Annotated in this window: 27 protein-coding genes; 6 read left to right on the plus strand and 21 right to left on the minus strand. The window is 69.2% G+C overall.

Annotated features, from left to right (window positions below; translation table 11 throughout):
- Positions 1–2 precede the first annotated feature (2 nt).
- From HALDL1_05310 to HALDL1_05325, 4 genes are all read right to left on the minus strand, one after another.
- Entirely contained in the window at positions 3–1718 is a 1716-nt protein-coding gene (locus HALDL1_05310) for a 5-oxoprolinase (GenBank protein ID AHG03070.1), read from the minus strand.
- Positions 1718–3775: a hydantoinase gene (locus HALDL1_05315; GenBank protein AHG03071.1), complete on the minus strand. Its 2058-nt coding sequence runs from the start codon at positions 3773–3775 to the stop codon at positions 1718–1720. Before HALDL1_05315 ends, HALDL1_05310 begins: the two co-directional genes overlap by 1 nt.
- 84 nt (positions 3776–3859) lie before the next feature.
- Positions 3860–5128, minus strand: a complete 1269-nt coding sequence (locus HALDL1_05320; protein ID AHG03072.1) for an ABC transporter substrate-binding protein — start codon at positions 5126–5128, stop codon at positions 3860–3862.
- A 129-nt stretch (positions 5129–5257) separates the two neighbouring features.
- On the minus strand, positions 5258–5800 hold the full coding sequence (locus HALDL1_05325; GenBank protein ID AHG03073.1) for a CopG family transcripitonal regulator: 543 nt from the start codon (positions 5798–5800) through the stop codon (positions 5258–5260).
- Positions 5801–6031: 231 nt separating this feature from the next.
- Between HALDL1_05325 and HALDL1_05330 the strand changes: the two genes are divergently transcribed.
- Together HALDL1_05330 and HALDL1_05335 are read left to right on the plus strand one after the other, a co-directional pair.
- Positions 6032–6583 (plus strand): GMP synthase, encoded by a 552-nt coding sequence (locus tag HALDL1_05330; protein AHG03074.1) that lies wholly within the window; start codon positions 6032–6034, stop codon positions 6581–6583.
- 3 nt (positions 6584–6586) lie between these two features.
- The gene (locus HALDL1_05335) at positions 6587–8452 is read left to right on the plus strand and encodes a membrane protein (protein ID AHG03075.1); all 1866 of its coding nucleotides are present in this window, start codon (positions 6587–6589) and stop codon (positions 8450–8452) included.
- A 306-nt stretch (positions 8453–8758) separates the two neighbouring features.
- Here the strand turns inward: HALDL1_05335 and HALDL1_05340 are convergent, their stop codons facing one another.
- The 8 genes from HALDL1_05340 to HALDL1_05375 form a co-directional block, all read right to left on the minus strand.
- Positions 8759–9031, minus strand: a complete 273-nt coding sequence (locus HALDL1_05340; GenBank protein AHG03076.1) for a hypothetical protein — start codon at positions 9029–9031, stop codon at positions 8759–8761.
- Positions 9032–9034: 3 nt separating this feature from the next.
- Positions 9035–9409 carry a prefoldin subunit beta gene (locus tag HALDL1_05345; GenBank protein ID AHG03077.1) on the minus strand — a complete coding sequence of 125 codons (375 nt, stop codon included), beginning with the start codon at positions 9407–9409 and terminating at the stop codon, positions 9035–9037.
- 89 nt (positions 9410–9498) lie between these two features.
- Entirely contained in the window at positions 9499–9750 is a 252-nt protein-coding gene (locus tag HALDL1_05350) for a rpo operon protein (GenBank protein ID AHG03078.1), read from the minus strand.
- A 2-nt stretch (positions 9751–9752) separates the two neighbouring features.
- Positions 9753–9887: a DNA-directed RNA polymerase subunit P gene (rpoP, locus tag HALDL1_05355; protein ID AHG03079.1), complete on the minus strand. Its 135-nt coding sequence runs from the start codon at positions 9885–9887 to the stop codon at positions 9753–9755.
- Between the two features lies 1 nt (position 9888).
- Positions 9889–10206, minus strand: a complete 318-nt coding sequence (locus HALDL1_05360) for a 50S ribosomal protein L37 (GenBank protein AHG03080.1) — start codon at positions 10204–10206, stop codon at positions 9889–9891.
- A 255-nt stretch (positions 10207–10461) separates the two neighbouring features.
- Positions 10462–11184 carry a metal-binding protein gene (locus HALDL1_05365; GenBank protein AHG03081.1) on the minus strand — a complete coding sequence of 241 codons (723 nt, stop codon included), beginning with the start codon at positions 11182–11184 and terminating at the stop codon, positions 10462–10464.
- 94 nt (positions 11185–11278) lie between these two features.
- On the minus strand, positions 11279–12352 hold the full coding sequence (locus HALDL1_05370; protein AHG05186.1) for a hypothetical protein: 1074 nt from the start codon (positions 12350–12352) through the stop codon (positions 11279–11281).
- 149 nt (positions 12353–12501) lie between these two features.
- Positions 12502–13806: a tRNA pseudouridine synthase D gene (locus HALDL1_05375; GenBank protein AHG03082.1), complete on the minus strand. Its 1305-nt coding sequence runs from the start codon at positions 13804–13806 to the stop codon at positions 12502–12504.
- An 83-nt stretch (positions 13807–13889) separates the two neighbouring features.
- Here HALDL1_05375 and HALDL1_05380 point away from each other — a divergent pair, with 83 nt between their 5' ends.
- Complete coding sequence (locus HALDL1_05380) at positions 13890–15359, plus strand: 15,15' beta carotene dioxygenase (protein AHG03083.1); 1470 nt, start codon at positions 13890–13892, stop codon at positions 15357–15359.
- Position 15360: 1 nt separating this feature from the next.
- On the opposite strand, the gene HALDL1_05385 is transcribed toward HALDL1_05380, so the two are convergent.
- The gene (locus tag HALDL1_05385) at positions 15361–15699 is read right to left on the minus strand and encodes a peptidyl-tRNA hydrolase (protein ID AHG03084.1); all 339 of its coding nucleotides are present in this window, start codon (positions 15697–15699) and stop codon (positions 15361–15363) included.
- Between the two features lie 88 nt (positions 15700–15787).
- Between HALDL1_05385 and HALDL1_05390 the strand changes: the two genes are divergently transcribed.
- On the plus strand, positions 15788–16375 hold the full coding sequence (locus tag HALDL1_05390) for a deoxycytidine triphosphate deaminase (GenBank protein AHG03085.1): 588 nt from the start codon (positions 15788–15790) through the stop codon (positions 16373–16375).
- On the plus strand, positions 16372–17274 hold the full coding sequence (locus HALDL1_05395) for a thiamine-phosphate synthase (protein AHG03086.1): 903 nt from the start codon (positions 16372–16374) through the stop codon (positions 17272–17274). Before HALDL1_05390 ends, HALDL1_05395 begins: the two co-directional genes overlap by 4 nt.
- On the opposite strand, the gene HALDL1_05400 is transcribed toward HALDL1_05395, so the two are convergent.
- From HALDL1_05400 to HALDL1_05415, 4 genes are all read right to left on the minus strand, one after another.
- Positions 17266–18009, minus strand: coding sequence for a hypothetical protein (locus tag HALDL1_05400; protein AHG03087.1), 744 nt, complete (start codon positions 18007–18009; stop codon positions 17266–17268). The genes HALDL1_05395 and HALDL1_05400 overlap by 9 nt on opposite strands.
- Positions 18010–18061: 52 nt before the next feature.
- Complete coding sequence (locus HALDL1_05405; GenBank protein ID AHG03088.1) at positions 18062–18892, minus strand: sugar kinase; 831 nt, start codon at positions 18890–18892, stop codon at positions 18062–18064.
- 38 nt (positions 18893–18930) lie between these two features.
- Positions 18931–19521: a hypothetical protein gene (locus HALDL1_05410; protein AHG05187.1), complete on the minus strand. Its 591-nt coding sequence runs from the start codon at positions 19519–19521 to the stop codon at positions 18931–18933.
- A gap of 66 nt (positions 19522–19587) precedes the next feature.
- Entirely contained in the window at positions 19588–20979 is a 1392-nt protein-coding gene (locus HALDL1_05415) for a dihydrolipoamide dehydrogenase (GenBank protein ID AHG03089.1), read from the minus strand.
- A 162-nt stretch (positions 20980–21141) separates the two neighbouring features.
- Between HALDL1_05415 and HALDL1_05420 the strand changes: the two genes are divergently transcribed.
- Positions 21142–22320 (plus strand): hypothetical protein, encoded by a 1179-nt coding sequence (locus HALDL1_05420; protein AHG05188.1) that lies wholly within the window; start codon positions 21142–21144, stop codon positions 22318–22320.
- 85 nt (positions 22321–22405) lie between these two features.
- Here HALDL1_05420 and aspC read toward each other — a convergent pair whose 3' ends face one another.
- From aspC to HALDL1_05440, 4 genes are all read right to left on the minus strand, one after another.
- Positions 22406–23710, minus strand: coding sequence for an aspartyl-tRNA synthetase (gene aspC, locus HALDL1_05425; GenBank protein ID AHG03090.1), 1305 nt, complete (start codon positions 23708–23710; stop codon positions 22406–22408).
- Positions 23711–23962: 252 nt separating this feature from the next.
- Entirely contained in the window at positions 23963–25222 is a 1260-nt protein-coding gene (locus HALDL1_05430; protein ID AHG03091.1) for a peptide ABC transporter ATP-binding protein, read from the minus strand.
- Positions 25215–26219 carry a peptide ABC transporter ATP-binding protein gene (locus tag HALDL1_05435; protein AHG03092.1) on the minus strand — a complete coding sequence of 335 codons (1005 nt, stop codon included), beginning with the start codon at positions 26217–26219 and terminating at the stop codon, positions 25215–25217. Before HALDL1_05435 ends, HALDL1_05430 begins: the two co-directional genes overlap by 8 nt.
- Positions 26220–26924, minus strand: coding sequence for a peptide ABC transporter permease (locus tag HALDL1_05440; GenBank protein ID AHG03093.1), 705 nt, complete (start codon positions 26922–26924; stop codon positions 26220–26222). It lies immediately after the preceding gene.
- Positions 26925–26953 lie beyond the last annotated feature (29 nt).

The raw sequence follows: 26953 nt of genomic DNA on the forward strand, positions 1-26953 counted from the left end.
TGTCAGTCACCGTCCGCCCCCTCCTCGAGTGGGTCGACGTCGTGGTGCTCGCGGGCGTACTCCCGGGTTATCTTCCCCAGGCGGAAGTCCCGCAGGACCGCCGCGGGGTCCCGCTCGTCCGGGTCGCCGAAGCCGCCCGCGCCCGGCGTGCGGACGCTCACGACCGACCCCGGGTCGAGGTCGTGGACGGACTTCTGGGGGAGGCGTTCCCCCTCGCCGTCGGCGTCGTACGTCTCGCCGTCGAAGTGGTAGGCCGCGCCGAGGCCCCCCGGTTCGCCGCCGGCCAGGCCGTAGGGCGCGTGCTTGTGGCGCTCGGCGAGCAGGCTGAACCGGGCGGTGTGGTCGCGCACTTCGATGTCTCGCCGGAGGCCGAGACCGCCGCGGAACTCGCCCGCGCCCCCGGAGTCGGGCCGGTAGGCGTAACGGCGCACCCGCAGCGGGTAGGCCGTCTCCAGCACCTCGGCGGGCGTATTCATCGTGTTCGACATGTGGACGTGCACGCCGTCCATGCCGTCCTTGCCCGTGCGGCCGCCGAAGCCGCCGCCCTGGGTCTCGTAGAACGCGTACGGCGTGTCGTCCCGGGGGTCGGTGCCGCCGAACGTGATGTTGTTCATCGTGCCCTGTCCGGCGGCGGTGACGCGCTCGGGCGCCTCCGTGCCGAACGCGCCGAGCACCACGTCGGTCACGCGCTGTGACGTCTCGAGGTTTCCGCCGACGACGGCGGCCGGCGGGTTCGGGTCGACAATGCTGCCGTCGGGCGTCTCGATGTCGATAGGTCGGTAGCAGCCGTGGTTCGGCGGGATGTCCGGGTCCGTCACGCAGCGGATGGCGTAGTACGTCGCCGACGAGGTGACCGCCAGCACGGCGTTGATTGGGCCCTCGGTCTGGTCGGCGGTGCCCGCGAAGTCGACGGTGACGCTGTCGCCATCGACGGTGACGGCCACCTTCACGGGGAGGTCGGTGTTCCCGCGGCCGTCGTCGTCGAGGACGTCCTCGAACGTGTACGTGCCGTCGGGGAACGCGTCCAGTTCCGCGCGCATCCGGCGCTCGGAGTAGTCCTTGATCTCGTCGAAGGCCGCGTCGAGTTCGCCGACGCCGTACTTGTCGACGAGTTCGTGGACGCGCTCGCGGGCCGTCTCGTTGGCGGCCTCCTGGGCACGCAGGTCGCCGCGGCGCTCGTCGGCGGTCCGGACGTTCAGCAGGATCATCTCCATCACGTCCTCGACCACCTCGCCCCGGTCGAACAGTTTGACCGGCGGGATGCGCAGCCCCTCCTGGTATATCTCCGTGGAGTCCGCGGCCACCGAGCCGGCGGTCGACCCACCGATGTCGGCGTGGTGGGCGCGGTTGGCCGCGTAGGCGACGAGCGTCGGGTCGTCGGCCTCTGGGTCCGCGTAGATTGGCGAGACGAGCGTGAGGTCCGGGAGGTGTGCGCCCCCGCGGAACGGGTCGTTGAGGAGGACGGCGTCACCGGGTTCGAGGTCGCCGCCGAACTCGTCGACGGCGGCCGCGACGGAGAACGGCATCGCGCCGAGGTGGACGGGCATGTTCTCGGCCTGCGAGATCATCTCGCCGTCGGCGTCGAACAGCGCACAGGAGCAGTCACGGCGCTCCTTGATGTTCGGCGAGTAGCCCGTGCGGATGAGGTTCGCGTTCATCTCCTCGGCGATGGCGACGCAGCCGTTACGGATGACCTCCAGGGTGACCGAGTCGACCATCAGCGGCCACCCCCGGTCTCGACGACGAGGTTGCCGTACTCGTCCACCTCGGCGGTCTGGCCGGGGTGGACGACGACGGTGCTCTCCTTCCCCTCGACGACCGCCGGCCCGTCGAAGGTGGCGTCCGCGGGCAGCGTCCCGCGGTCGTATATCTCGGTGTCGTGGGGCTCACCGTCGTAGGTCACGGTGCGAGTCTCGCGAATCGCGTCTTCTACCGTGCCCTCCGTGGTCGGCGGCGCGAGTTCCGGGGTCTCCACGAGGCCGCGGGCGCGCAGGCGCAGGGTCACGAGCTCGACCGGTTCGTCGGGGTCGGCGTGCCCGTAGCGGCGCTCGTGGCGCTCGTGGAACCGCTCGACGACCGCGTCGAGGGTCGCCTCGTCGACCTCGCCCTCCGAAACCGGCACCGAAATCTCGAACGACTGGCCGACGTAGCGGAGGTCCGCGGTGCGGTCGAAGCGGCGGTCCGCGGGCGCGACGTCCTCCTCGGCGAGGCGCCCGTCGCCCTGCTCGTGGAGGTCCGCGAACGTCTCGCGGAGCGTCGCCGGCGACAGCTCCTCCCACTGCCGGACGCGAGAGACGCTGTAGTCGTACAGCACGTCGCTGATGAGCAGACCGAGCGCGGAGAGCACGCCCGCGGTCTGCGGGACGATGACCTTCGGGATGTCGAGGTCGGCGGCGAGCCGGCAGGCGTGCAGCGGCCCCGCGCCGCCGAACGCGACGAGCGCGAAGTCACGCGGGTCGTAGCCGCGCTCGACGGAGACGACGCGGAGCGCGCGCTGCATGTTCGCGTTCGCCACGTCGAGGACGCCCTGCGCGGCCTCCTGTGGGTCCATGCCGAGTTCGTCGCCGAGTCGCTCGTCGAAGGCGTCCCGGACGTCGTCGACCTCCACGTCGAGTTCCCCGGAGAGGAACCGGTCGGGGTCGAGGCGCCCGAGCAGCAGGTGGGCGTCCGTGGTCGTCGGTTCGGTGCCGCCGCGGCCGTAGGAGATGGGGCCGGGGTCGGCGCCCGCCGAGCGCGGGCCGACGCGGAGCGCGCCGCCCTCGTCCACCCACGCGATGGAGCCGCCGCCGGAGCCGACCGTGTGGATGTCGATCATCGGAACGCCGACCGCGTAGTCGCCGACGGTGACGTCCGTCGAGACGAGCGGCTCGCCGCCCTCGACGAGCGAGACGTCGCAGGACGTGCCGCCCATGTCCATCGTGATGATGTCCTCGACGCCGCAGCGTTCGGCGACGTAGGTGGCACCCTGGACACCGCCGGCGGGCCCCGAGAGGAGCGTGTTCACCGGGCGTCCGCGCGCGGCGTCGGCGGTGATGAGGCCGCCGTTGGACTGCATGATCTTCAGTTCCGCGCCCACGTCGTTGTCGCGGACCTGGGCCTCGAGGTTGCCGATGTAGCTGTCCATGACGGGTTTGAGCGCGGCGTTCAGCGCCGTCGTCAGCGTTCGCTCGTACTCGCGAATTTCCGGGAGCACGTCGCTGGACAGCGAGTAGGAGACGTCGAGTCCCGCCTCGCGGAGCAGTTCGGCGACGCGCTGCTCGTGGTCGCCGTTCTCGAAGGCGAACAGCAGCGAGATAGCGACGCTGTCGACGTCCGTGTCGGCGATGGTGTCGGCGAGGTCGCTGGCGTGGCCCTCGTCGAGTTCGCGGAGCACGTTCCCGCGCTCGTCGAGGCGGCCGGGAACCTCGAAGCGGCGGTCGCGGGGGACGATGGGCGCCGGCTTCTCGGCGTCGAAGTCGTAGATGTCGGGGCGGTTCTGCCGGGCGATCTCGAGGACGTCGCGGAACCCCTCGGTGGTGACGAGCGCGGTGTCCGCCCACGTCCCCTCGAGGACCGCATTCGTCGCGACCGTCGTGCCGTGGCTGAGGAAGCCCACGTCGTCGAAGGCGAACGCGGCCTCCTCGCGGCTCTTCTCCAGGCCGTTGACGACGCCCTCTTCGGGCGCGCCCGGCGTCGACGGCGTCTTGGTCACGTGGACGTCGCCGTCTCGGACGGTGACGATGTCCGTGAACGTGCCGCCGATGTCGACGCCGACCCGTACGTCGTCCGCGCTCACGGCTCGTGCCCCCGTGGTGGTCTGTCCTGCGACGCGACTACTGACTGGTGTGAGATTACAAACATGAATGCGGGGTGTGGCCGTTCAGACGAGTTCGCTCGCCGGAATCGTCTCCTGGTCCTCGAAGGAGCCGTCGACGACCTGAACGACGACCATGTCGCTGGCCACGTCGCCGTTCTCGTCGTAGTTCACGTTCCCGCTCGGACCGGAGTAGTCGATGTCGGAGCCGTTGTCGAGTGCGTCGACGCCGGCCTGGAACTCGCCGTAGCCGACCGCCTCGCCCTCCGGGTTGGTCACGGGCCGCATCTGCTCCTTGACGTCGGGGGACGCGACGCTGCCCGCGCTGTGGGCGGCGAGCGCCCACGACATCAGCGCGTCGTAGGAGTTCCAGGAGTACGGCGAGAACAGCTGCGAGTCGGGGTACGCCGACTCGTAGTCGTCGACGAAGCTCTGGGTGTCGCCGCCGCTCGGCGGCTTCGTGCGGACGCCGTACATGCCGTTCATCACTTCTTCGCCGACGTTCTCGATGACGTCGCTGGAGAGCAGGCTGGTGTGGAGCACCCAGTTGCCGCCGTAGCCGCCCTCGTACCACTGCGAGAGGATGGTCGTCCCGCTCTCGGGGTAGCCCGCGAGCGCGACGTAGTCGGGGTCGTCGGCGAACAGTTCCTCGAGGGACTGCTGGTAGGAGGAGGCGCCGGACTCGTAGCCCACCTTCGCGGTCACTTCGCCGTCGAAGGACTCCTCGAAGACGTCCGCGAGCGCCGAGCCGAAGTCGTTGTTGACGTAGAGCACGGCCGCGGAACTCGCGTCGTTGTTCTGCGCGATACGTGACATCACTCGCGCGACGAACCGGTCGTTGGTACGGGTCCGCCAGACGTAATCGTCGTCGTCGAGCGTGCTGATGACGGGCGACGAGGACGCCGGCGTCACGTGCAGTACCTCGTTGGGCACGGTCACCGACTCCGCGATGCTGATGGTCACGCCCGAGGAGACCGCGCCGAACACCGCGTCGACGCCGGTCGTGTCGACGAGCTTGGTCGCGGCGTTGACGCCCTGGGTGGACGCCGAGTTGGAGTCCTCGAAGTGGAGCTCCACGTTCATGCCGTTCGGGCCACCAGCGTTGTTGATGTCCTCCCGTGCCAGTTCGAAGCCGTTCTGCATCGGCCCCCCGAAGTCGCTGAGGTCTCCGCTGAACGGCACGACGACGCCGACGTCGACGGTGCCGCCACCGCCGCCGCCACCGCCCTGGAGGTCCTCGAGGCAACCCGCCAGTCCGGCGGTGCCGAGGGCACCGGCGGCGCGCAGGAACCGTCTCCGTTTCAACCGATCACTGAACGAGCTGTCCTGTGACATAGTGTAACACTATCATCCGGGGTATATATTCGTGGTTGTGAACCGTGTGCACGGTTGCTGCGGTTCTTGTGAACGAATACGCGGTCGTGTGAACAGTCGGCCGCGGTTGGTCGGGGGGTCGAACCCGGCTCAGGGCTTCTCGGTCAGCAGCACCTTCGCGACCCCTTCCTCCATCTCCACGTCGAAGGGGAGGTGGGCGACACTCCGCGCGATGAACCGCGTCATGAACCAGCGGATGTCCGCCGAGGGGAAGACGATGTGGTAGGTGTTCTCCGTCGTCCGTCGGACCGTTAGGAACCCGCAGAGCGCCAGCCACTCCAGGAGGTCCTCCAGGGAGTCGAAGCGGTCGCGGTACTCCTCCGCGTGGTAGTCCGACACCTGGTCGGTGTCCTCGATGAACGCCTGCTTGGGTTCGCCGTCGTCCTGGACGTGTTCGAGGAAGCAGTGGAGGAAGTCGATGTCGAGGAGGACGTGCTCGCCACCCGCGAGCATCTTGTAGTACTCCTCGAGGGTCTCGGAACTGTCCGTGCTGGCGGCCTCGTAGTTCGCGGCGTAGAACGTCAGGGCCCGCCGCACCAGTTCGCTCTGGGAGCGGTCGGTCTTCTTCGCGAGGTCGTCGAGGGCCTCCCGAGCCTCCCCGTCGAGGGAGACTGTCAGCCGGTCTGAACTCATTGAGGTGGTGTAGCATGCCGAGGTAGTAAAACCCCGTCGCCTCCAGCGGCCGCGTTCCCCCGAAATCCACGACGCTCCGGCCGAGCCGTGGCGTGCCGCGTCCGTCCCGATCTCCGACCGACCACCGGACCCAGGTCGACAGAACGCGGGAATGCAGCCCGGAGGCGCCCGAAATCGGGTTTCACGAGCGAACGGTTGGGTTTTTAGGCACCTACCGTCTATTCCGCTATCATGACCCGCATCCTCGTCGTCGACAACCACGGGCAGTTCACCCACCTGGAGCACAGGCTGCTCCGGGACATGGACGGGGTGGACGCCGAGCTCGTGGCGAACACGACGCCTCCCGAGGACCTCGACGCGGACGGCCTCGTACTCTCCGGCGGCCCCGACATGGCCGACATCGGTCGCTGTCCCGACTACCTCGACCTCGACATCCCCGTCTTCGGCATCTGTCTCGGCATGCAGATCATCGCGGCCGAACTCGGCGGCCGCGTCGAGTCCGGCGACTACGGCGGCTACGCCGACGTGAACGTCAGGATCCTCGACGAGGACGACCCGCTGCTCGGGTCGCTCGCGCCCGACACCCGCGTCTGGGCGAGCCACGCCGACGAGGTCGTCGAACTGCCCGAGGGGTTCACGCGCACCGCCGAGAGCGACATCTGCGGCGTCGAAGCGATGTCGGACACCGACCGCGACCTCTACGGCGTGCAGTTCCACCCCGAGGTCGCCCACACGGAGGAGGGCGAGGCGGTGTTCGAGAACTTCCTCCGTATCTGCGAGTAGGCCATGACTGAGACCCAGGGCGAACTGGCCAGCCTCTCGAAGTACATCTTCCGCGCGCCGCGGTGGTACACCAGCGTCGCGCTCTCGCTGGTCATCGCTGCCCTCGCCGGCATCGCGGCCTTCGACAGCCAGTACGTCCTGGAGGACGCCTGGCAGGGCGTCTTCTTCATCGCCGTGCCGACCATCGTCGCCAGCCTCGCGACGACGCCGGTCGACCGGTTCTTCGGCGGCCAGTTGACGTACAACCGCTCCTCGCTGCTCGCGGTGGCCTGCGAGGTGCTCGTGGTCATCGTGCTCGTGACCGCGGGGGTCATCGCCGTGCTCGTCCCCCGGTTCGGGCAGAACTTCGTCTTCGACTCGCTCATCGCGGCGCTCGCGCTCGTGTTCGCCGTCCGCTTCCTCGTCGTCCTCGCGGTGTCTCGGAACTCGCCCATCGTCGCCGCTATCCCCGCCAGCATCCAGACCGCGACGGGGGGCGTCCTCCTGTTCGTCTACAGCGGGACGATGAACTTCCTCACCGGGGGCGGCCCCCTCGTGGGCGCCTACCTCTCGCGGCCGAGTCGCGCACCCCCCGAGATCCAGTACGCGTTCGCGCCGCAGGACTTCCTGCTGCTCGTGCTGATGACGACGCTGTACGGCCTGACGGCGTACGCGTTCGTCGTCATCGTCGACCGCCCGTGGAAGCGCAGCCTCGGCGTGAGCGTCCTCGACTTCATCCGCGGGTTCATCGGCCACATCGCGGAGGGAACTCGGGAACTGGAGGACTTCTTCGAACAGATCGGCGAGGAGGCAGTCGTCCCGGTCACCGTCCTCTCGTTCCGCCGGACGAGCGACGAGACGGAGAAGGCCCGCTTCGTCCTGCCGATGATCCACCCCGGCCCGATGGGCGAGATCGGCGGCGGCAACCTCCCCCAGCGCGTCGCGGAGACGTCGACGGGGCTGGCGTTCCCACCCCACGCGACCGCTGGCCACGACTTCAACCTCGTCACCGAGCGGGAGGTGGACACGCTCATCGAGACAGCCGAGCGTGCCTTCGAGAAGATCGAGTACACCGAGCAGGCGACCGACTCGGTCCGCGTCCAGGAGGGCGACGCGAAACTCCTCGGACAGGCTGTCGACGACCGCGCTCTCATCGTCTCCACGTACGCCCCCGAGTTCGCAGACGACGTCGAGTACGCGGTCGGCCTGTCGGCGGCGGCCGAGGCCCGCGTCGAGGGGATGGACGACGTGCTACTCGCGGACGCGCACAACTGCAACAACGGCCTCGACGGCGACGACCTCGGCCACGTCTACCCCGGCAGCAAGCGCTCGTTCGACATGATCCAGGCCGCGGGCGAGGTCGCGCGCCGGATTCGGGACGCCCCCGACCGCGACATGCGCCTCGGCACAGCGTGGGACCGCACGACGTGGCGCCCCACCGACGGCATCGGGCCGCTCGGCGTGCGCGTCGCCGTCCTCGAGACGGGCGACCAGCGCACCGCCTACGTCCTCGTCGACGGCAACAACATGGAACCGGGCCTCCGCGAGCAGTTGATCGACGCGCTCGACGCTGTCGACCACGCCGAGGTGATGACGACGGACACCCACATCGTGAACACCGTCGAGTCCTCGAACCAGGTCGGCGCCGCCCTCGACTGGGACGAACTCACGGCCCTCGTCAGCGAACTCACCGAGGAGGCCATCGAGGACCTCGAACCCGTCGAGGGCGGGATGGCCAGCGAGCGCGCGGAGGTCACCGTATTCGGCAACGACCGGACGGAGACACTCGCCAGCCACGCTAACGCCGTTATCGCCATGAGCGGCGCGATAGCCGTCCTGGCGGTGCTAGCGACGGTCACGATCAGCGTCCTCATCTTCTTCCTGACCTGAGCCGTGGGGATTCCGCACCTTTCTGCTCCGTTTACTGCTATCGGAGCGACTCTCGACACTCGTGACACCACCTCGAAAGCCCCGAGTGGCTGAACCGTCCGCGCCTCGCTGCGCTCCTCCTCGCTCGTTTCACTCGCTCCTGCGGTGCTTACGTCGCCGGGGCCGGGTTCAGCCACCCGCCCCTTTCAGTCCAGCCCGATACCGGCTGGTACACTGGCGAGTGGGACTTTCGAGGTGGTGTTGGTAACGCTGACCAGTAGAATTACAGAAGCAACTAGGAACCGTGGCGAACGGGAGAAGACGAACTCAGTTCTCGTTCGCGAACAGGTCGTCGACCGCGCCCTGTGCGGCGAGGGCGGCATCGTCGACGACCTGTTCGAGGTCGGCATCTGCGTCGGACGCGTCGAGGTAGACGTCCACCTCGAGCACGCCGTCCTCGAACGTCACGGTGATGTCGAGGTCGTCCACGTCGCTCGTCTTCAGTCGGTTGAAGACGAGTCCTTCGGCGGCCTCGGCGGCCGTCTCGACGACCTCCTCGTCGGTCGGCTCCGCGTCGGTCCGCTCTTCGTCGGTCGCCATCCCTTACGCGCTCGGACCGCCCATGGCGCCGCCGGCGCCGCCGAGCATGTTCTGGAGCTCCTCCTGGAGGCTCTCGAACTGCTCCTGGACGCGCTCCTCCTGCTTCTGGAGGGTCTCGACGCGGATCTCGAGGTCGTCGACCTTCTCCTCGAGGTCCTCGTTGGCGTCGTCGTAGTCGGTCTCCACGAGGAGCTCGCCGACCTCGCGGTACATCGTGGTGCCGCTGTCGATGTCTTCGAGGGCGTCGAGTGCGGTCTGGGCTTCCGAGAGCTGACTCTCGGCCTGCTGCTTCTGGGCCGCGACAGTCTGGGCCTTCTCCTGAAGGTCCTGAAGCTGTTCGAGTTTCTCCTGTGCCTCGGGCGGAAGATTACCCTGCATACGCGAAGAGAGACGACCCCTACAGAAAAACCCCCGCTTTGTGGTCTCGGGCGGCGTGGCCCGCGCGACGCCCCACTGACCCGGCGCAGTTACCGGCTTTCGCCCGCCGCAGTTGCCGCGCGTTCCGCTACCTCCACGAGCGTCAGCCAGGTATTGTTCCCCGCGCGGAGTGCGGTGAGGTCCGTCGCGTCCACCGTCACGGTGACGGTCTCGTCGTCGCGCTTGACGGTCGCTTCGCTACGGTCTCCCTCGATGTCGCCCGCCTCGACGGCCACGCTGCGCTCGACAGTTCGTGCGAGAGCGGCCGAGTCGTAGTCGAAAACCAGCTCCGTGGAGTGCACCGTTACTCGACGTGGACTTCCTTCACGTCGCGGCTCCGCTCCTTCAGGAGGACGCGGTGGCCGCAGTAGGGACAGCGCACGCCGCCGTATTCGTCGAGCTCGACGTCTCGCTTACAGCGGGAGCACTTGTACGCCATCTTACTCCTCGGTCTCTTCGGTGTCGACGTCGTCGAGGTCGACAGACTCCTCGCTCTCGCCGAGCGCCGCGCGAATCGAGCGCGAGACGGTCTTGCCACCCGGCGTCTGCGGGCGGTACGCGCCGCCGGCGTACTTGTAGTTGCACTTGGCACACTGCCAGATGCCCGTCCCCTGCCGCGAGACGTTCGCAGCGCCGCAGTCGGGGCAGACGTGGTCGTCGTTCATGTCGTCCTCGATCTCGGAAACCCGGCGGCGAGAGACGCGGCCGTAGCGCGCGCCGAATCGGCCGGCACTCCCGGTGGAGCCCTTCTTAGCCATAGTGACCGACACTATCGTCGTCGCGCACATAAACGCTACGAGTCGCGTGTCCGACCGGAGGGAGGACACGGACCGAACGAGCGGGGAGTGAAACGACCCGCGAGGAGCGCGAGCGAGCGAAGCGAGCCCACGTCACTGCGAACGGCGACTGGCGGAGAGCCGTGAGCCGCGTAGCGCGCCGAAGGCGGGCCACGTTCCTGCGAGCGGTGACCGCAGGGAGCCGTGAGGAGCGTGGCCGAACCCAGAACCTCCGCCCTACTCCCGCAGGTCCGTCTCGCCGAGCGCCTCGTTGAGGTCTGTGCGCACCCGCTCGCCGGTATCGCGGTCCATCGCTGTGGTGACGACGCGGTTCTCCTGGACGCTGGAGCCGTCGCGCACGAGCAGTCGGAGGTTGCCGTTGTCGTCGGCGCGAGTGACCTTCGCGCGGACGCCCGTCCGGGAGCCCGAGCCGCCGGCGTCGATGGGGCCGGGAATCACCTTCTTCACGTTCGGGTGGCCGGCCACCGTACGAATCGCTCGTTGGCCGTCCCGGTTCCCGATGACCGTCGAGTGGCGACCGCCGATTTTCTCCCCGGCGGGGGCGTCCACCACATCCAGCGAGCGTTCGCCGCGGCGCTCGAGGACGCTCTCGACGGGGTCCTCGCTGGGCACGCGGAACACCTCGTAGCGGAGGTCCGCGCGCACCGCGGAGATGACGTCGTGGTCGCCCGCGACGAACACCTCCTCCGGGCGCTTTCGTCTGATTTCGTCGGCGACGCGGCCCGCGAAGTTCCGCAGTTCGACGACGCCCGCCTCGCCGCCCTCCTCGGGGACGGTTGCGATGTCCGTGCGACCGACCACGCTCTCCTCGTCGAGGAACGTGAGCGTGGCGTGGTCGCGGTCGCAGGCGGCGACGACGGTGTCGCAATTGGCGGTGTCACAGACCAGGCAGTAGTCGCCCGGCTTCTCCAGTGGCGTTCCACACCGCCCACACTCCATACGTGGAGGGAGTCGGTCGGCGCGCAAAAGGCCGGTGTTTCGCCCCGATGTCCGCAACGCTGGCGGACGGGGCCGCTGTCGTCGCCGACCACGCTCAGCCGTCAGCGCTCCAGCGGACGTCGGCGTCGCCGTCGAGGTTACCGGTTACCCAGAGGCTGTCCTGCCAGAGCACGTCGACGTCGCTCGCCGCGATACCGCTGTCGACTTCGAACAACAGGACGCCCTCGCGGCGAACGCCACCCTGCACGTCGCCGCCCTCGAAGGCCGTGTAACCCTCCGCCTGGAGTGCGCCAATCCGAAACACGTTTGCCACCTGCTGGTCGGCGAACAGTACCTCCCAGGAGTCCGTCTGGTCGGGGATAGTCTGCGGTTCGTCGCTCGTGTTCGCGGCTCCGACGGGGACTACGAGGAACTGGTCGCGGTTCTGGGGTACCTGGTCCCCCATCTGGTCGTACAGCGTTCCTTCGGACACGGTTACCTCGACACCGTTGGAGACCCGCGCGGTCTCGCCGTAGGCCAGCGACACCTGGCCGTCGACTTCGTCGACGAACTCTCCCGTCCCACCGTCGCCGCCTCCGCTGTCACTGCCGCCGTCACCTCCACCGCCAGCGTCTCCGCCTGCTGGAGCGCCCCCGCGCCAGGACTGCCGTTTCGCCCGGGCGATGCTCTCGGTGCGAGCAACGTGTGAGATACACCCGACCGTACTCGTACAGTCGGCGAATCCGACGGCGCCGACGCAGTTCACGTCTCTGAAGATGGCGCCCGTGAAACCGTCGTAGCCCGCGATGACGGCCTCGCTCGCCAGGTCGAGGTCCATCGTCCGTCCTTCGCCGACCTGGCCGACGAAGTCGGCGGCGAGCTCCTCGTAGAGGCCCACTGCTTCGGCTTCTGTTTCTCGGCCGGCCGCAGCGGACGTCGCGACCCAGAAGTTGCTCCCGTCGTCGCTGACGTTCCGCTGGAACGTCACGCTGACGTCGAGCACGTCTCCCTCCTCCACCTGGCCTTGCGTCCAACCGTTTTCGGGGAGCAGGGTCGCGTCCAGAAGCAACTCTTCGGAACTCTCGAACTCGATTGGCTCACTCTCCTGGATCGAGTTCGACCTGTTCTCCGCGACCGCGTACCCACTGCCGACCGTCGCAGCCAGCGCTGCACCGGTCAGCTGGAGCATCTTGCGTCGTTGCATGCCAACGCCGAGGTTGTATTATAGAACTGACAAACGTTCTGACAACCTGTCAGTCACGTAGTTGACAACGGGGCCCAGTTACCGACACCGAACGTAGCAATGAGAGCACTCGGCGGCCATCGACGGAGTTGCTCCTACAGTTCCAGCGGACTCGTCTTCAGGTACTCCCGGAGCACGACCGTCGCGTAACTCCCGGAGGGGAGCGAGAACTCAAAGGTCAGCGGGTCGCGCTCGACGGTGAGGTCGGGACGGAGCAGCACCGCACGCCGGGTCCCCTGCGAGTCGAAGTCGCCGGGGAGGTCGAAGTCCCCCGGTTCGAGGTCGAGGTCGGCGAGCACCGAGCGCGCTATCTCGCCGGGTTCGCCCTCGGCGAACTCGGTCTCGGTGCCGACGAGCGGCGCGGTGACGAACGCCCGGCCGCGCTCGCAGTGCCGCGCCATCACGTCGACCCGCGACTCGGTCACGCGCTGCTCTCGCCCCGGGTCCGGGCGCGCGACGCCGTCGGGCGCGTCGGACTCCGCAAACCACACTACGTCGCCGGCCACCGGCTCGTGGAACGGGAGGCCGCGGGCCATGCGCTCGGAGAGCATCCGGTTGAACGCGTACGACTGCGCGGCGTTGACGAACAGGCGCTGGAGGTTCGACGGGAACGTCTCGACGGCGTCCCGGAAGCTCCCGCCGTCTGCGAGTTCGTGGAGCATCGTGCGCTCGTAGCGCAGTCGCCCGGGGAACTCGTCGAGCGCGCCCGCCCAGTCCCGGGTATCTTCGACGTACTCCCGCGCCCGCTGGGAGTCGGCGGGTTCGTACTCCGTCGGGCGGCCGAGGTAGGCCATCGCCGCGCCCTCCCAGTCGTCGCGCAGGATGGCGAGGCCGACCTCGTGGGTGATGGGGCGCTTGCTGCCGAAGCGCTGCTGGCCGAAGTAGTTGGGTGTGGCGACCGCTCCACTCCCGAAATCGCGGAGGTCCTCGGTCACGCCGTCGGCCTTTCCGGGGTTCTCGGGGTCGCGCACGACGACGCGGAACTCGTTGCCCGCGAGGTCGCCGAACTGGAGGCCGCGGCCCGCGCGCCCGACGACCTTGACGTCCGCGTTGCGCACCTCGGGGACGTCCGCGGCGTCGAGGTCCCGGATGGCGAACAGCTGCGTGGTGACGGCGTGGCGGTCCTTCGTCCCCGCCCAGGTGACGCGCTCGCGGCTCATCCCGACGGCGTTCGCGAACGACCGGGCGAAGTCGTTCGTGTCCCAGCCCGTGAGCGTCGCGCGAACCACGAGCCACGGGTAGTCGCCCGTGTCGCCGTCCGCCGGCTGGACGTCGAACTCCTCGATCTCGGTGACGCGGAAGTCCCCGGGGGCGTCGCGGAGGCGGCCGCCGGTGCCGTCGGCGTCGCTCGCGTAGTACTCCATGCCGACGGCGCGTTCGAGTTCGTGGGCCTCGCGCATTCCTCCTCTACTCCGGGGGCCGGCGGCTTAACGCGGGCGGTTCGCCGCCACGGCTATGCGCCCGCCAGCCGTACACCACCAGAATGGCGGACTACCGCCTCGGCTTCGAGTCCTGTGACACGGAGTACGCGGGCGTCGACCTGCCGGTGGAGGGGTCGATTCCGAACTGGCTCGACGGCACCCTCCTGCGGAACGGACCGGGGAAGTTTGAATCGGGTGAGCCGCGCAGCGCATCACCGAACGAGCGAGCACAACCCACCGAGAGTCGCGAGCAGGGCGGCGAGCGGTTGGCCCACTGGTTCGATGGCCTCGCGCTCCTCCGGAAGTTCGCGGTCTGTGACGGCACCGTCACCTACACCAACCGCTTCCTGCGGACCAGGGAGTACCGCTCGGTCGTCGAGGGCGACGGCCTCGGCGCGGGTCAGTTCGGGACGGACGCGAGCCGCGGCATTCTGTCGCGGCTGAAGGCGGCCGTCCTCCCGGAGTCGACGGACAACGCGAACGTGAACGTGATGCGCGCTGGCGACGCCTTCCTCGCGCTCACGGAGGTCCCCGAGCGGGTCGCCTTCGACCCCGGAACGCTCGAAACCGAGGGGTCGTGGTCGTTCGACGACGACCACGACGGGCACATGGCCTGCGCCCATCCGGTCGTCGACCCCGAGACGGGTGCGACGTTCAACCTCACGGTGAGCTTCGGCCGGGACACCGATTACGTGGTCACGCGCCTCCCCGCGGGTGAGACTGCCAGGGAGGTCGTCGGTACCGTCTCGCTCTCCGACGCCGTCTACGTCCACAGTTTCGCGCTCACGCCAGAGCACGTCGTTATTGTGGCCTGCCCGCTCGTCGTAGACGTGCTCGGGTTGCTCAGGCCGGGCGGTCACGACACGTTCCTCGACGCGCTGGACTGGCACCCCGAGCGGCCCGCGCGGTTCGTTGTCCTCTCCCGGGAGACCGGCGACGTGGTGTCCGCGCCGACGGCGCCCCCGTTCTTCACGTTCCACCACGTCAACGCGTTCCGGCGCGGCGACGACCTGGTCGTGGACCTCGTCGCGTTCCCGGACGCGAGCGTCCTCACCGACCTCACGCTGTCGGCCCTCGACGCGGGGTCGGTGACCCAGCTCGACGGCGACCTGCGGCGCTACCGCGTGCCCCTCGACGGTGACCGGACGACCCACGAGACGCTCGAGTCTGGCGGTCTCTCGCTCCCACGATTCGACGAACGGCGGCGCGGCCGCCCCTACCGGTACGTCTACGCGAACCGGGCCGGGGACGACGGCAGGGCGCCGAACCACCTCGTCCGCGTCGACTGCCGGACCGGGGAGACCCGCGTCTGGGCGGCGGCCGACGCGTTCTGTGGCGAACCCGTCGTCGTCCCCCGGCCCGGCGGCGAGGAGGGCGACGGCGTCGTGCTCTCCGTCGTTCTCGACACCGAGCGCGAGCAGTCATTCCTGCTGGTGCTCGACGCCGATTCGTTCGAGGAGGTGGCGCGAGCGTGGACGCCCCACGTGCTCCCGTTCGACTTCCACGGGCAGTTCTTCCGCGGAATCCAGTGACTCAGAACAGCGAGAGGTCGCCGGTGACCTGGTCGACGTCCGCGTCCGGCGCGGGGCCGACGGCGACCGCGGTAGGCGTTCCTGGTTCGAGCTGCGTACGACCCGCGTCCTCGATAACTCCTGACGGGAGGCCGCGCTGTTTGGCCTCCTCCGCGACGGCGTACAGTTCCCGCTCGCCGCTCACCTTCACCACGGCCTTCATCTGGCCCTCGGCCTTCCAGCGGCGCTTGACGTTCTCGTCGGCGTACTCGTAGGCCTTCAGGGAGGCGTGGGCGACCTGGGCGGCGAGCTTCCCCTGCCCCATCCCGATGTCGGTGCGGGCGGCGATGACCTGCTTCATGGTCGTCGTGACGGGTGCGCCGGACTAAGGCCTGCCCATCGGCACGCGAGTCTGAAACCTTTAGGCGGGCGGGGACCCACGAGTCGGTATGATACTCTCCGACCGCGACATCCTCTCCTGCCTGGCCGACGGGAGCCTCGTCGTGGAACCGCTCGACGACGTCGACCTGCAGGTCCAGCCCGCGAGCGTCGACGTCCGCCTCGGGCGGCGCTTCCTCGAGTTCGAGCGCGCGAACGTCCCATGCATCCACCCGAACCGCGAGGAGGAGGTCGAGGACTACGTCCACGAGACGGTCGTCGAGGACGGCGAGGAGTTCATCCTCCACCCCGGCGACTTCGTGCTCGGAACGACGAAGGAGCGCGTCGAGGTGCCGCCGGACCTCGTCGCGCAGGTCGAGGGCCGGTCGTCGCTCGGCCGCCTCGCCGTGGTCGTCCACGCCACGGCAGGCTTCATCGACCCCGGATTCAAGGGGAAGGTGACGCTCGAACTCTCGAACCTCGGGAAGGTGCCCGTGGCGCTCACGCCGGACATGCGCATCAGCCAGCTCGTGTTCACGGAGCTGTCGAGCACCGCGGAGCGGCCGTACGGCGCCGGGCGCGGCTCGAAGTACCAGGACCAGGACGGCCCGCAGGCCTCCCGGATCCGCGGGGACCGGGAGTTCGGTGGCGACCAATGAAGTTCGTGGAGGAGGTCGTCGTCGAGGAGTTCCTGCCGACGTTCCGGTCCCTGCTCGCGGCGGACCTGCGGGAGCGCGGCCTCACCCAGCACGAGGTGGCCGAACTCCTCGGCGTCAGCCAGTCCGCGGTCTCGAAGTACGCCCACGGCGAGGTCACGGTCAACGACGCCGTCGCGGACGACGAGCGCGTGCAGGACACCGTCGAGCGCGTCGGCGAGGGACTGGCCAGCGGTGACGTCTCGCAAGTGCAAGCGCTCGTCGAGGCGGAGGTCCTCGTCCGACGGCTCTCCACGCGCGGCGACGTGCTCGCGGACCTCCACGAGGCGGCGATGCCCGCGCTCGCGGACTACGATGGCGAGCTCCGCGTCCACGACCCCGACAGCGAGGTCAGGGTGCGCGAGCGCGTGCTCTCCTCCGTCCGCCGGGGCATCCGGACGCTCGAACACACCGGCGGCTTCACGACGCTCATCCCCGCCGTCGGCTCGAACCTCGTGGAGTGCACGCCCGACGCGACGGGCGTCGAGGACGTCGCAGGCGTCCCCGGCCGGATTCTGGACGTCATGGGGCGCACGGAGATTCCCGCCGACCCCGAGTTCGGCGTCAGTGTCCACGTCGCGTCGGTTCTGCTGGCGGCCCGCGGCGCCGGCAGCGACGCCACGGCGTGCCTGAACGTCAGGTACGACGGAGAAATCGTCGACGCACTGGAGGCCGCGGGCTACCGCACGGCCGAGTTCGACCCGGATGGCGACTCCACGACGGCGGCGATACGCGACGCCGTCGCGACGGCCCCGGACGCCGACGTGCTCTACCAGACCGGCGGCTTCGGTGTCGAACCCATCGTCTACCTGCTCGCCGACGGCGCGCCCGCGGCGGCGAAGATGGCGCGAGAACTACTGTAGGTCGCCGTCTCGGATGGCCCGTTCGGCGGCGTCCAGCGCCGCCTCGCGGTCGAACGCAGCGACTATCTCCTCCAGCTCCTCCCGCGATTTCCCACGCAATTCGCGGGCGTGTCGCGTGATGTTCGGCACCGCGCGAACCACGTTGTCCACGATGGGGACCGCGGCGCTCTGTGCCGACCGGGAGAGCGGGTTCAGGTCGATTACGAGTTCGGTCTTCCCCATCGCCGCGAGCGCCTCCGCGCGGTCGCCGTCCTCCAGGGGGACGAGCACGACGTCAGCCTCGTAGATGCCGTCGGCGTCGACCTTCGCGCGCTCGTGTTCGAGGCCGGGGATGCGGGCGTCGGCCGCCAGCCCCTTCACGTCCTCGGCGCCGTGTTCGCGGAGGTAGTCCGCGATGGCGTCCATGCGCTCCGCTGTTCGGTTGAACAGGTTCACCTCCAGTGCCGCCCCGGTCGACTCGGCGAGTTCGACCATCTCTCCCGGGACGAGCGCCGCGACGTTCCCGTTGACGGAGAGCACCGGGTGGTCGGCGAGCAGGAGGTGGGCGGCAGCCACGCGCTCGGCCTCGTCCGCGGAGGAGATGGTCTGTTCGCCGAGCAGGTAGTCGTAGGCCTCCCCGCGGCCCTGCGCGACGAGGCCCTGCTTGCTCGTGATGCCGGCCTCGACACCGGCCTCGATGCGGTGGCGGGTCACCAGGGATTCGTGGCGCGGGTGGTCCGCCGGAATCTCGGTCATACTCCGAGGTCACGGCCGGTCAGCAAAAATCGCCCGCTCTCGGGGCGAGTCCTCACCGCTCCAGTCGCGCACCGGCGGGGTGGATGCGGCAGGCCGCGGCGTCGTAGCCCGCGTCCGAGAGCCCCGTGCCGAGCGCGAACACCGTCCGCCCGAGCATCGCCATCGCCGCCTCCCCGCCCGCATCAGTGACCGCGTCGACCGCTTCGGCCACCTGGCCGTCGAGCAGGGCCGCATCGCGGGCGAACCGCCGGGACGCTGCGAAGAACTCCGAGAGCGTCGGGTCCGCGCGCACGTCGACGAGCGCCCGCTCGCCCGCCTCGTCGAGGCGGTCCGTCTCGTCGCCGATGACCTCGCTCGTGGAGAGCGGGCCGAAGGAGGCGTACTCCACGCGCCCCGCCGCCGGGACGCCGTCGAGCGCGCCGAACGCCGGCGCGCCGGGTTCGACGCGGATGGGAACGCCGCCCCGCGCCTGCGCGACCACGTCGCCGAGTCCCGTGCCAGCCTCCACTTCGGCCGCGTGCGCGACGCCCACCAGGTCGTTCTCCGAGCGTCCCCGTCCGAAGGCGTGGTTCGCGGCGAGCGCTGTCCCGAGCGCCATCGCGCCGGAGACGCCGAAGCCGGCGCCCAGCGGGAGGTCGGTCTCCGCGGACACCGCTGCTGACGCGTCCAGCGCGTCCAGCACTCGCGTGACGCTCTCCACGTCGAGTTCCCGGCCGTTCAGCCGGACCGTCGTCTCGTCGGCCGGTTCGACCCGCGTCCTCACGCCGTCCGACAGCGTCAGGCCGGCGCCACGCGACCCCGCCCGCAGCGGGTCCTCGGCCCGGTGGACGCTGAACAGCCCCGTGACGTGACCCGGCACGAACGCAACACCGTCGTCGCTCATCGTCTCCCACTCGGGAGCGGGGTGAATTAAGGGTTGTACTATTCGCTCGGTCGGTCGTCGGGGTCCGGCTTGTCCCAGTCGTCCTTCTCGAACTCCGTCTCGTCGGCGAGCGTCACGCCCGCTCGCGGGTGCTGGTCGGCGTCAGCGACCAGCGTCCCGTCCGCCCGCAGGTCCTTCAGTTCCTGCCTGGCGTCCTCGCGGCTCCGGTCGCTGAGGACGGCCGCCGCCTCCAGCAGGTCGTCCTTCGAGACGCCCGAGGACGCCGCGCTGTTCGGCGGGTGCTCCGTCTCGTTGATCACCTGAACGTACTTCGCCAGAGAGTCCCCGGGGGCGAGTCTCTCGTGCCACTCCGGCGGGTAGCCGCTCACCCGCCCGTCGCCGACCTCGTACAGCGCCGCCTGTTCCGCCCCCTCGCGGTCGTCCGCGAGGTGGTCCTCGAGTTCCCTGCGCATCTCCGCGGCGTCCACGGAGCCCTCCGCGTCCAGTTCGTCGACGTAGTCCTCCACGACCGAGCGGGGAACCCCCTGCCCCGTGCCGTGGTGTTTCTCGACGAGCTTGACGAGCTTCCCGGCGAGCAGCTTGTCGCCCCGGTTGGCCGCCTCCTCGATGACTGGGTCGTCGTGCTCCATATCGGCGCTACGTCGCGCCCACTGAAAAGCCGCTAGTCGCCCTGTAGCTAGCTGGTCGCTACCGCGTCAGATTCCGGTCGGCGCCACGTCGCAGGCGTCCCGGAACGCCCCCTGGACGACCTCCGAGAGCGCCGGGTGGACGTGGATGGTCTCGGCGATTCCACGGGCGTCCGCGCCCGCCGCAACGGCCGTGCTCACCTCGTGGATGAGCGTCGAGGCATCCGGGCCTACGACGTGGACGCCCAGCACCTCGTCGTCCTGGCCGACGAGGACCTTCGCGAAGCCGTGGTCGGCCTGCATCGCGGACCCCAGCGGGACGTCGTCGTACTCACGGGTACCGACGGTGTACGCTACCCCCTCGTCGAGTTTCGATTCCGGCTTTCCCAGGCTCGCCAGCTGCGGGGAGCCGAAGATGGCGTGGGCCATTCCGGGGTACTCCACGGGCTCGTGGTTCCCGCGGATGGCGTTCTCGACGACGTACTCGCCCTCCTTGTCGCCGGAGTGTTTGAACATGTAGTTGCCCGCGACGTCGCCGATGGCCCAGACCCCGTCGACGGACGTCTCGAGGTAGTCGTCGGTTTCCACGAACCCCTTCTCGTCCGTCTCGATGCCCGCGGCGTCCACGTCCCACGTGTCGGAGTTGGGCTGCCGGCCTGTGGCGACGAGCACCTCGTCGCCGCGCACGGAGATCTCCTCGCCGTCCTCGGACTCCGCACTGACGACCACCTCGCCGGAGTCCGCAGCGAGTTCGGACGCACTGTAGCCGAGGCGGAGGTCGTGGCGATCCCGGTAGGCGTCGGTGAGGCGCTCGGCGGCGTCCCGGTCCTCGTGGTGGACGAGCAGGTCGCCGTGCCCGACGACGGTGACGTCGGTCCCCATCTGGCCGAAGAAGTGCGCCAGTTCGACGGCGATGTAGCCGCCGCCGACCACGACGAGTCGGTCCGGGCGCTCCTCGAGGCGGAGCGCCTCGTCGCTCGTGAGGAAGTCAACCTTGTCGGTGCCGTCGATGCTGTCCGGAACTCGGGGTCGTGAACCGCCAGCGAGCACGATGCGGTCGCTCGTCAGCCGTTCGGTGCCGTCCCCGGTGTCGACTTCGACGGCGTGCTCGTCGACGAACCGGCCCTCCGTCTGGTAGAACGTCAGCCGGTCGTGCTCGCGGGCCTGTTCGGCTTTCGCCTCGGCCTCCTCGGTGACCGTCTCGGTGACGTTCTGCACGATGTCAGCGAACGCGATGTCGTTCAGCGTCGCGTCCACGCCGAACTCGTCGGCCCGCCGCACCGTCTCGACGATGTCCGCGTGGTGGATGAGCCGCTTCGAGGGGTTGCAGCCCCGGTTCAGACAGGTCCCGCCGAGTTTGTCGCGTTCGACGATAGCCACGTCGAGGCCCTCCTCGACGGCCGCGCTCGCGACGACGTTCCCCGTCCCACCGCCGAGCACGATGAGGTCGAACTCCGGCATACCTAGTTCGTGGGGACTCCGGCGAAAAAGCGTAGTGGCGAGGTGGTGGTTCGACGGTCGAGCGCTCCCGTCGACAAGGTCCACGGCTTGCCCGCGTGACTCGGTCGGACTCGCCGAGTAGCTGTCAGGTAGACTTACACTGGACACTCGACAACTGTCTGTATGACCCGAGACCGGACGGTGTTGCTCGCGGGCCTGGGGGGCGTGGGGTACGAGGCGCTGCAGATTCTCTGTGGCGACCCGGTCGTCGACGAGGTCGTCGCGACGGACGTCCTCGCCGGCGTCGGTCAGACGAGGACGAACACGGCCCGGTACCAGGCGCTCCAGCGCGGTCGGAACCCGAACGTGGAGTTCGAGACGCTGGACCTCCTGGACGTCGACGCGACCGCCGCGCTGCTGGAGGACGTCGAGCCGGACGTCGTCCTGACGGCCGCGACGCTGCTCCGCTACTCGCCGTTCGAGGAACTCCCCGACGAGCAGCGCGAGAAACTCATCGGGTTCACGTCGACCGGCCCGGGCTACGCCTGCATCGTCCCCGGACAGATTCCCCTCGCCTACAACCTGCTGCGAGCGACCGAGAAAGCCGACGTTCGGGAACCGGCCGTTGTGAACGTCTCCATGCCCGACGTCGTCAACCCCGCGCTGGCGGGAGCCGGCTACGAACCCCTCGTCGGCTCCGGGAACGTCGGCCACCTCGTCCCGCCGATCGAGCGCGTCGCGAGCGAGATCTACGACGTGCCGATGCCGGCGGTCTCGGCGTACGTCGTCGCCGGCCACTCGATCATTCACCCGATGCTGTTCTACGGGCACACCGGCGACGTACCGTTCTACGTGAAGGTGCTCGTCGACGGGAAAGACGTCACCGAGGAGATCGACCTCGACGCGGAGTTCCAGTCCCGGAACCTCCCGTTCCCGAGCGAGCCGTCCGCCCGCGAAATCAGCATCATGACGGGAACCCACTCGGCGAGAATCGTCCGCGCGGTGCTCTCGGACGCAGGGACCCTGACGCACGCTCCCGGCCCGAACGGGATGGAAGGCGGCTACCCGGTCCGCCTGGACCGCGACGGCGCAACCGTCGTCCTCCCGGACGGGATTTCGCTGCAGGAAGCGGAAGCGTTGAACCGGGAGAGCCTCCGCTACGACGGCGTGCAACGCATCGAGAGTGACGGCACGATAGTCTTCACGGACACCGCCCGGGACGCCATGGGCGACGTGCTCGGTGTCGACGTGCCGCGGGTCCATCCCGACGACGCACTCGACGTGACTGCGGAGATAATCCAGGGGTACCGGGACGTCGCCGCGGACTGCGGCATCGAACCGAAGCTCTCGGTCCACTGGTAGGCCCAACGGACGCGGCTCCGGGGAGCGGATCAGCTACGGTAGTTCTGCAATAGTAAAGCAGTCTCCTCGCTCCCAGAGAAGTCGCCTAGGGGCTCAGACGCTGGCGGTCACGCGGGAAGAGGACGGCTTCCCGGATGTTGTCGAGGTCGAGCATCGTCATCACGAGGCGTTCGACGCCGTACGCCCAGCCGGCGTGGGGCGGCATCCCGTACTTGAACATCTTCGTGTAGTAGTCGAACTGGTCGGGGTCGAGGCCCTGCTGCTCGAAGCCGGCGACGAGTTCGGGGTAGCGGTGTTCGCGCTGCCCGCCGGAGACGAGTTCCATGCGCGGGTGCATCAGGTCGAACCCTTTCGAGAGGTCGGGGTCGTCGTCGTAGTTCTGGATGTAGAACGGCTTGATCTCCGCGGGCCAATCGGTGACGAAGTAGTGGCCGCCGACGTCGTCGCCGAGCGCCTTCTCGCCCTCGGTAGGGAGGTCGTCGCCCCAGACCAGCTGCTCGTCGAGTTCACCCGTCGCATTGATGCGCTCGATGGCCTCCTCGTAGGTGAGCCGCGGGAAGTCGTCGGTGGGCGCCTCGAACTCCTCGGCGAGGCCTAGAATCTCGAGCTGGTCCTGGCAGTTCTCCTCGACGGCCTCGTAGGCCGCGCGGAGCGTGCCCTCGCAGACGTCCATCGCCTCCTCGTGGTCGATGAACGCGGACTCGAAGTCGATCATCGTGGCCTCGTTGAGGTGGCGGGGCGTGTTGTGCTCCTCGGCGCGGAAGATCGGGCCGATTTCGAAGACGCGCTCGAGGCCGGAGCCGACCATCAGCTGCTTGAACAGCTGCGGGCTCTGGTTCATGAACGCCTCGCGGCCGAAGTACGTGATGGGGAAGAGTTCGGTGCCGCCCTCCGTCCCGGTGGCGACGATCTTCGGCGTGTTGATCTCCGTGGAGCCGACCGACCGGAAGTACTCACGGACCGCGCGCAGCACTTCGGCGCGGATGTCGAAGACGGCCTTCGTCTCGTCGGTCCGCACGTCGAGCGTGCGGTTGTCGAGGCGCGTCGAGAGGTCGGCGTCGACCTTCCCGGAGGGGTCTAGCGGGAGCTGGGGGTCGGCCTCGGCGAGCACCTCGATGCTCTCGGGGACGACCTCGACGCCCGTCGGCGCGCGGTCCTCCTCCTCGACGTCGCCCGTGACCGAGACGACGGACTCGCGGTGGACGTTCAGCCCGGTCTCGACGAGGTCGTCGTCCATCTCGTCCTTCTCGAACTTGACCTGGATCTTCCCGGACTTGTCCCGGAGGATGAGGAACGCGATGCCGCCGAGGTCCCTGACTTCGTGGACCCAGCCGGCGACCGTCGCGTGGTCGCCCGGTTCGGCGTCCGCCGTGTACGTACGAGATTCCATGCCTCCCGATTCACGAGGACTGGCCTTAAACGACTTCATTTCCGGCGTGGAGCGGGCGGCCCGCGCGCCCGACCAACGGGAGGGCGCGGTTCGAGCGAGCGGGGAGAGCGTGGCCGAACGCGGTGAGGCCACGAGAACGCGAACGCCGTCTCCGTGAGCAGCGCGAGCGGACGCCCGGAAGCGTAGCGCTCTTCGGTCGACCAACGGAAGCTGTGAGCGAAACGAATCGCGAGCCGCCCCCGGCCCGGGGACTCAGTCGTGTGGCTGGGTCAGCCCCGGGGCCGGGTCCTTCTCGCCGGCGTCGTGGAGGTGGCAGGCCGCGGGGTGGCCGGTGCCGGTCTCCTGTAGTTCGGGTTCCCGCTGCTCGCAGACCGTCGCGAACGCTTCGCGGAGTCGGTCGGCCGCGGCGTCCACGTCGCCGGCCACCGCGTCGTCGACAGCCGCCGCGAGCACTGCCTCCGCGTCGGGGTCCGGGAGCGCCCGCGGGAGGTCGAACTCGGCCCGGACGTCTGTCCCGTCGTCCAGGGCCTCGGCGTCCACGTCACCGTTCTCGGCGGCCAGCCGGAAGTCCAGCACCTGCCGGAACGAGCCCTCCGGGAAGTCGTACGCCGCCGGCGGGACGACGTGCGGGCAGCGCGGGTGGAACGAGCAGCCAGCGGGCGGGTTCGACGGGTCGGGAACGTCGCCGGTGAGTTCGACGGCGTCCCCGCGCTTGCGGGGGTCCGGGTCGGGAATCGACGCCAGCAGCGCCTCCGTGTACGGGTGCTGGGGGTTCTCGAACAGCTCCTCGGTCGGCCCCATCTCGACCATCTCGCCGAGGTACATCACGCCGACGCGGTCACACACCTGCCGCACGACGCCGAGGTCGTGGCTGATGAGCAGCATCGACAGGTCGAGTTCCGCCTGCAGGTCGTCGAGCAGCGAGAGAATCTCGGCCTGCACGCTCACGTCGAGCGCGCTCACCGGCTCGTCAGCGACCAGCAGGTCGGGGTTGAGGATGAGCGCCCGGGCGAGCGCGATGCGCTGTTTCTGTCCGCCGGAGAACTCGTGAGGATAGCGGTCGGCGTCGTTCGCCGAGAGGCCGACGCGCTCCAGCAGGTCGGCGACGATCTCCTGTTGGCGCTCCTCGTCGCGGAGGCCGTGGATGCCCAGCGGCTCCGCGACGGACTCGCCGACGGTCATCCGCGGGTCGAACGCAGAGTTTGGGTCCTGGAACACCATCTGGGCGCGCCGCCGGAACTCCGTCTCATCGTCGTCGCCGTACTCCGTGATGTCCTCGCCCTCGAAGTACACCTCGCCGCCGGTCGGCTCCTCGAGGCGGAGCAGGCTGGTCGCCGTCGTCGACTTCCCGCAGCCCGACTCACCGACGAGGCCGACCGTCTCGCCCTCGCGGACCTCGAAGCTCACGCCGTCGACGGCCTTCACGTGGCCGGTGACGCGGCGCAGAATCCCCGAACGCACGGGGTAGTGTTTCTCCAGGTCCCGCACAGAGAGGATGGCGTCGTCAGTCATCGTCCACCTCCATGGCCCGCGGCACCTCGTGGTCCGACCCGTACAGCACGCAGGAGACGTCGTGCTCGCCGCCGACGTCCTCGAAGGCAGGCTGGTCGCCCTCCTCGCAAGCGGGTTCGGCGTGAGGACAGCGCGGGTGGAACCGACAGCCCTCCGGCGGGTCCGTCGGGTCCGGGAGGGTGCCGCCGATGGTCTCCAGCGCCCGCCCGCGACCGGGCAGGCAGTTGAGCAGCGCCTTCGTGTACGGGTGCGAGGGGTTCTCGAACACCTGGTAGACGTCGCCCGTCTCCATCACCTTCCCCGCGTACATCACGACGACGCGGTCGGCTATCTCCGCGACGACGCCGAGGTCGTGGGTGACGAACACCATCGCCATCCCGCGCTCGTCCTGCAGGTCGTCGAGCAGGCGCAGCACCTGGGCCTGGATGGTGACGTCGAGCGCAGTGGTCGGTTCGTCGGCGATGAGGAGGTCGGGGTCGCAGGCGAGCGCCATCGCGATGACGACGCGCTGTTTCATCCCGCCGGAGAACTGGTGGGGGTAGTCGTCGATGCGCTCCTCGACGTCGCCGATGCCGACGCGGTCGAGCAGCTCGATGGCGCGCTCGCGGGCGACGGACTTCGGCACGTCGCGGTGGAGGCGGATGGCCTCGACCAGCTGGTCACCGACGGTGTAGACTGGGTCGAGGGCGCCCTGGGGGTTCTGGAAGACGTGGCCGATGCGGCAGCCGCGGTACGCCTCGAGCTCCCTCGAGGAGAGGGCCGCGAGGTTCTCGCCGTCGAAGTCCACCTCGCCGCCCGTGATCTCCCCGGGCGGCGTCGGGATGAGCTTCGTGATGGACTCGCAGGCGACCGTCTTGCCCGAACCCGACTCGCCGACGAGACAGACCGTCTCGCCGGGTTCGACGTCGAAGCTCACGCCGTCGACGGCGCGGACGGTCCCGTCCTCGGTGTCGAACTGGATGTGCAGGTCGCGGACGGAGAGCAGCGGGTCCCCCATCTACGCCACCCCCTCGTGCGGGTCGAGTACGTCGCGGACGACGTCCCCGAAGACGTTGAACGAGAGCACAGTGAGCACCAGGAACGCGGTGACGCCGGCGGCGACCCACCACCCCATCCCGAACGGCGGGAGCGACCGCCGGAGGATGCCGCCCAGCGAGCGCAGCCGGACGGTGTTCAACTGGAGGTACGCCAGCAGCACCTGCACGAGGATGAGCAGTGGAATCTGGCGGGTGAGCGCGGTGACGACCGTCGCCGTCGAGTTCGGGACCAGGTGTCGCCTGATGACGTGGAGGTCGCTCGCGCCGGCGCTCCGGGCGGCCCGGACGTAGCCCGACTCCCGGCGCTCGAGGGTCTCGCTGCGGACGAGGCGGGCGATGCCGCCCCAGTTCAGCAGGCCGAAGATGAGCGCGAGGGTGAACAGTCCCTTCCCGAGGTACATCGTCGCGACGATGATGTAGACGACGATGGCGGGGATGGTCTGCTGGACGTCGACGTACCGCATCAGCACGTCGTCGACCCAGCCGCCGAAGTAGCCGGCTGTGGTGCCGACCGCGGTCGCGACGACGACCATGATCATCGCGGCGGCGATGGAGAGTTTCAGCGCGATGTGCGCGCCGTACATGATGACGTTCACCATGTCCTCGCCGACGCTCGTGGTGCCCAGCGGGTACTGCCAGGAACCGTGGCAGACGCCCTCGGTCACCCGACCGACGCAGTCGACGCCAGCGTTGC

The sequence above is a fragment of the Halobacterium sp. DL1 genome, assembly GCA_000230955.3.
Classification (GTDB): Archaea; Halobacteriota; Halobacteria; order Halobacteriales; family Halobacteriaceae; genus Halobacterium.

Excerpts from the sequence above, each read along its gene's own strand:
- HALDL1_05310 (AHG03070.1), bottom strand. The coding sequence starts at position 1,718 with ATGGTCGACTCGGTCACCCTGGAGGTCATCCGTAACGGCTGCGTCGCC.
- HALDL1_05320 (AHG03072.1), bottom strand. The coding sequence starts at position 5,128 with ATGTCACAGGACAGCTCGTTCAGTGATCGGTTGAAACGGAGACGGTTC.
- HALDL1_05325 (AHG03073.1), bottom strand. The coding sequence starts at position 5,800 with ATGAGTTCAGACCGGCTGACAGTCTCCCTCGACGGGGAGGCTCGGGAG.
- HALDL1_05330 (AHG03074.1), top strand. The coding sequence starts at position 6,032 with ATGACCCGCATCCTCGTCGTCGACAACCACGGGCAGTTCACCCACCTG.
- HALDL1_05335 (AHG03075.1), top strand. The coding sequence starts at position 6,587 with ATGACTGAGACCCAGGGCGAACTGGCCAGCCTCTCGAAGTACATCTTC.
- HALDL1_05340 (AHG03076.1), bottom strand. The coding sequence starts at position 9,031 with ATGGCGACCGACGAAGAGCGGACCGACGCGGAGCCGACCGACGAGGAG.
- HALDL1_05345 (AHG03077.1), bottom strand. The coding sequence starts at position 9,409 with ATGCAGGGTAATCTTCCGCCCGAGGCACAGGAGAAACTCGAACAGCTT.
- rpoP (AHG03079.1), bottom strand. The coding sequence starts at position 9,887 with ATGGCGTACAAGTGCTCCCGCTGTAAGCGAGACGTCGAGCTCGACGAA.
- HALDL1_05360 (AHG03080.1), bottom strand. The coding sequence starts at position 10,206 with ATGGCTAAGAAGGGCTCCACCGGGAGTGCCGGCCGATTCGGCGCGCGC.
- HALDL1_05365 (AHG03081.1), bottom strand. The coding sequence starts at position 11,184 with ATGGAGTGTGGGCGGTGTGGAACGCCACTGGAGAAGCCGGGCGACTAC.
- HALDL1_05370 (AHG05186.1), bottom strand. The coding sequence starts at position 12,352 with ATGCTCCAGCTGACCGGTGCAGCGCTGGCTGCGACGGTCGGCAGTGGG.
- HALDL1_05375 (AHG03082.1), bottom strand. The coding sequence starts at position 13,806 with ATGCGCGAGGCCCACGAACTCGAACGCGCCGTCGGCATGGAGTACTAC.
- HALDL1_05380 (AHG03083.1), top strand. The coding sequence starts at position 13,890 with ATGGCGGACTACCGCCTCGGCTTCGAGTCCTGTGACACGGAGTACGCG.
- HALDL1_05385 (AHG03084.1), bottom strand. The coding sequence starts at position 15,699 with ATGAAGCAGGTCATCGCCGCCCGCACCGACATCGGGATGGGGCAGGGG.
- HALDL1_05390 (AHG03085.1), top strand. The coding sequence starts at position 15,788 with ATGATACTCTCCGACCGCGACATCCTCTCCTGCCTGGCCGACGGGAGC.
- HALDL1_05395 (AHG03086.1), top strand. The coding sequence starts at position 16,372 with ATGAAGTTCGTGGAGGAGGTCGTCGTCGAGGAGTTCCTGCCGACGTTC.
- HALDL1_05400 (AHG03087.1), bottom strand. The coding sequence starts at position 18,009 with ATGACCGAGATTCCGGCGGACCACCCGCGCCACGAATCCCTGGTGACC.
- HALDL1_05405 (AHG03088.1), bottom strand. The coding sequence starts at position 18,892 with ATGAGCGACGACGGTGTTGCGTTCGTGCCGGGTCACGTCACGGGGCTG.
- HALDL1_05410 (AHG05187.1), bottom strand. The coding sequence starts at position 19,521 with ATGGAGCACGACGACCCAGTCATCGAGGAGGCGGCCAACCGGGGCGAC.
- HALDL1_05415 (AHG03089.1), bottom strand. The coding sequence starts at position 20,979 with ATGCCGGAGTTCGACCTCATCGTGCTCGGCGGTGGGACGGGGAACGTC.
- HALDL1_05420 (AHG05188.1), top strand. The coding sequence starts at position 21,142 with ATGACCCGAGACCGGACGGTGTTGCTCGCGGGCCTGGGGGGCGTGGGG.
- aspC (AHG03090.1), bottom strand. The coding sequence starts at position 23,710 with ATGGAATCTCGTACGTACACGGCGGACGCCGAACCGGGCGACCACGCG.
- HALDL1_05430 (AHG03091.1), bottom strand. The coding sequence starts at position 25,222 with ATGACTGACGACGCCATCCTCTCTGTGCGGGACCTGGAGAAACACTAC.
- HALDL1_05435 (AHG03092.1), bottom strand. The coding sequence starts at position 26,219 with ATGGGGGACCCGCTGCTCTCCGTCCGCGACCTGCACATCCAGTTCGAC.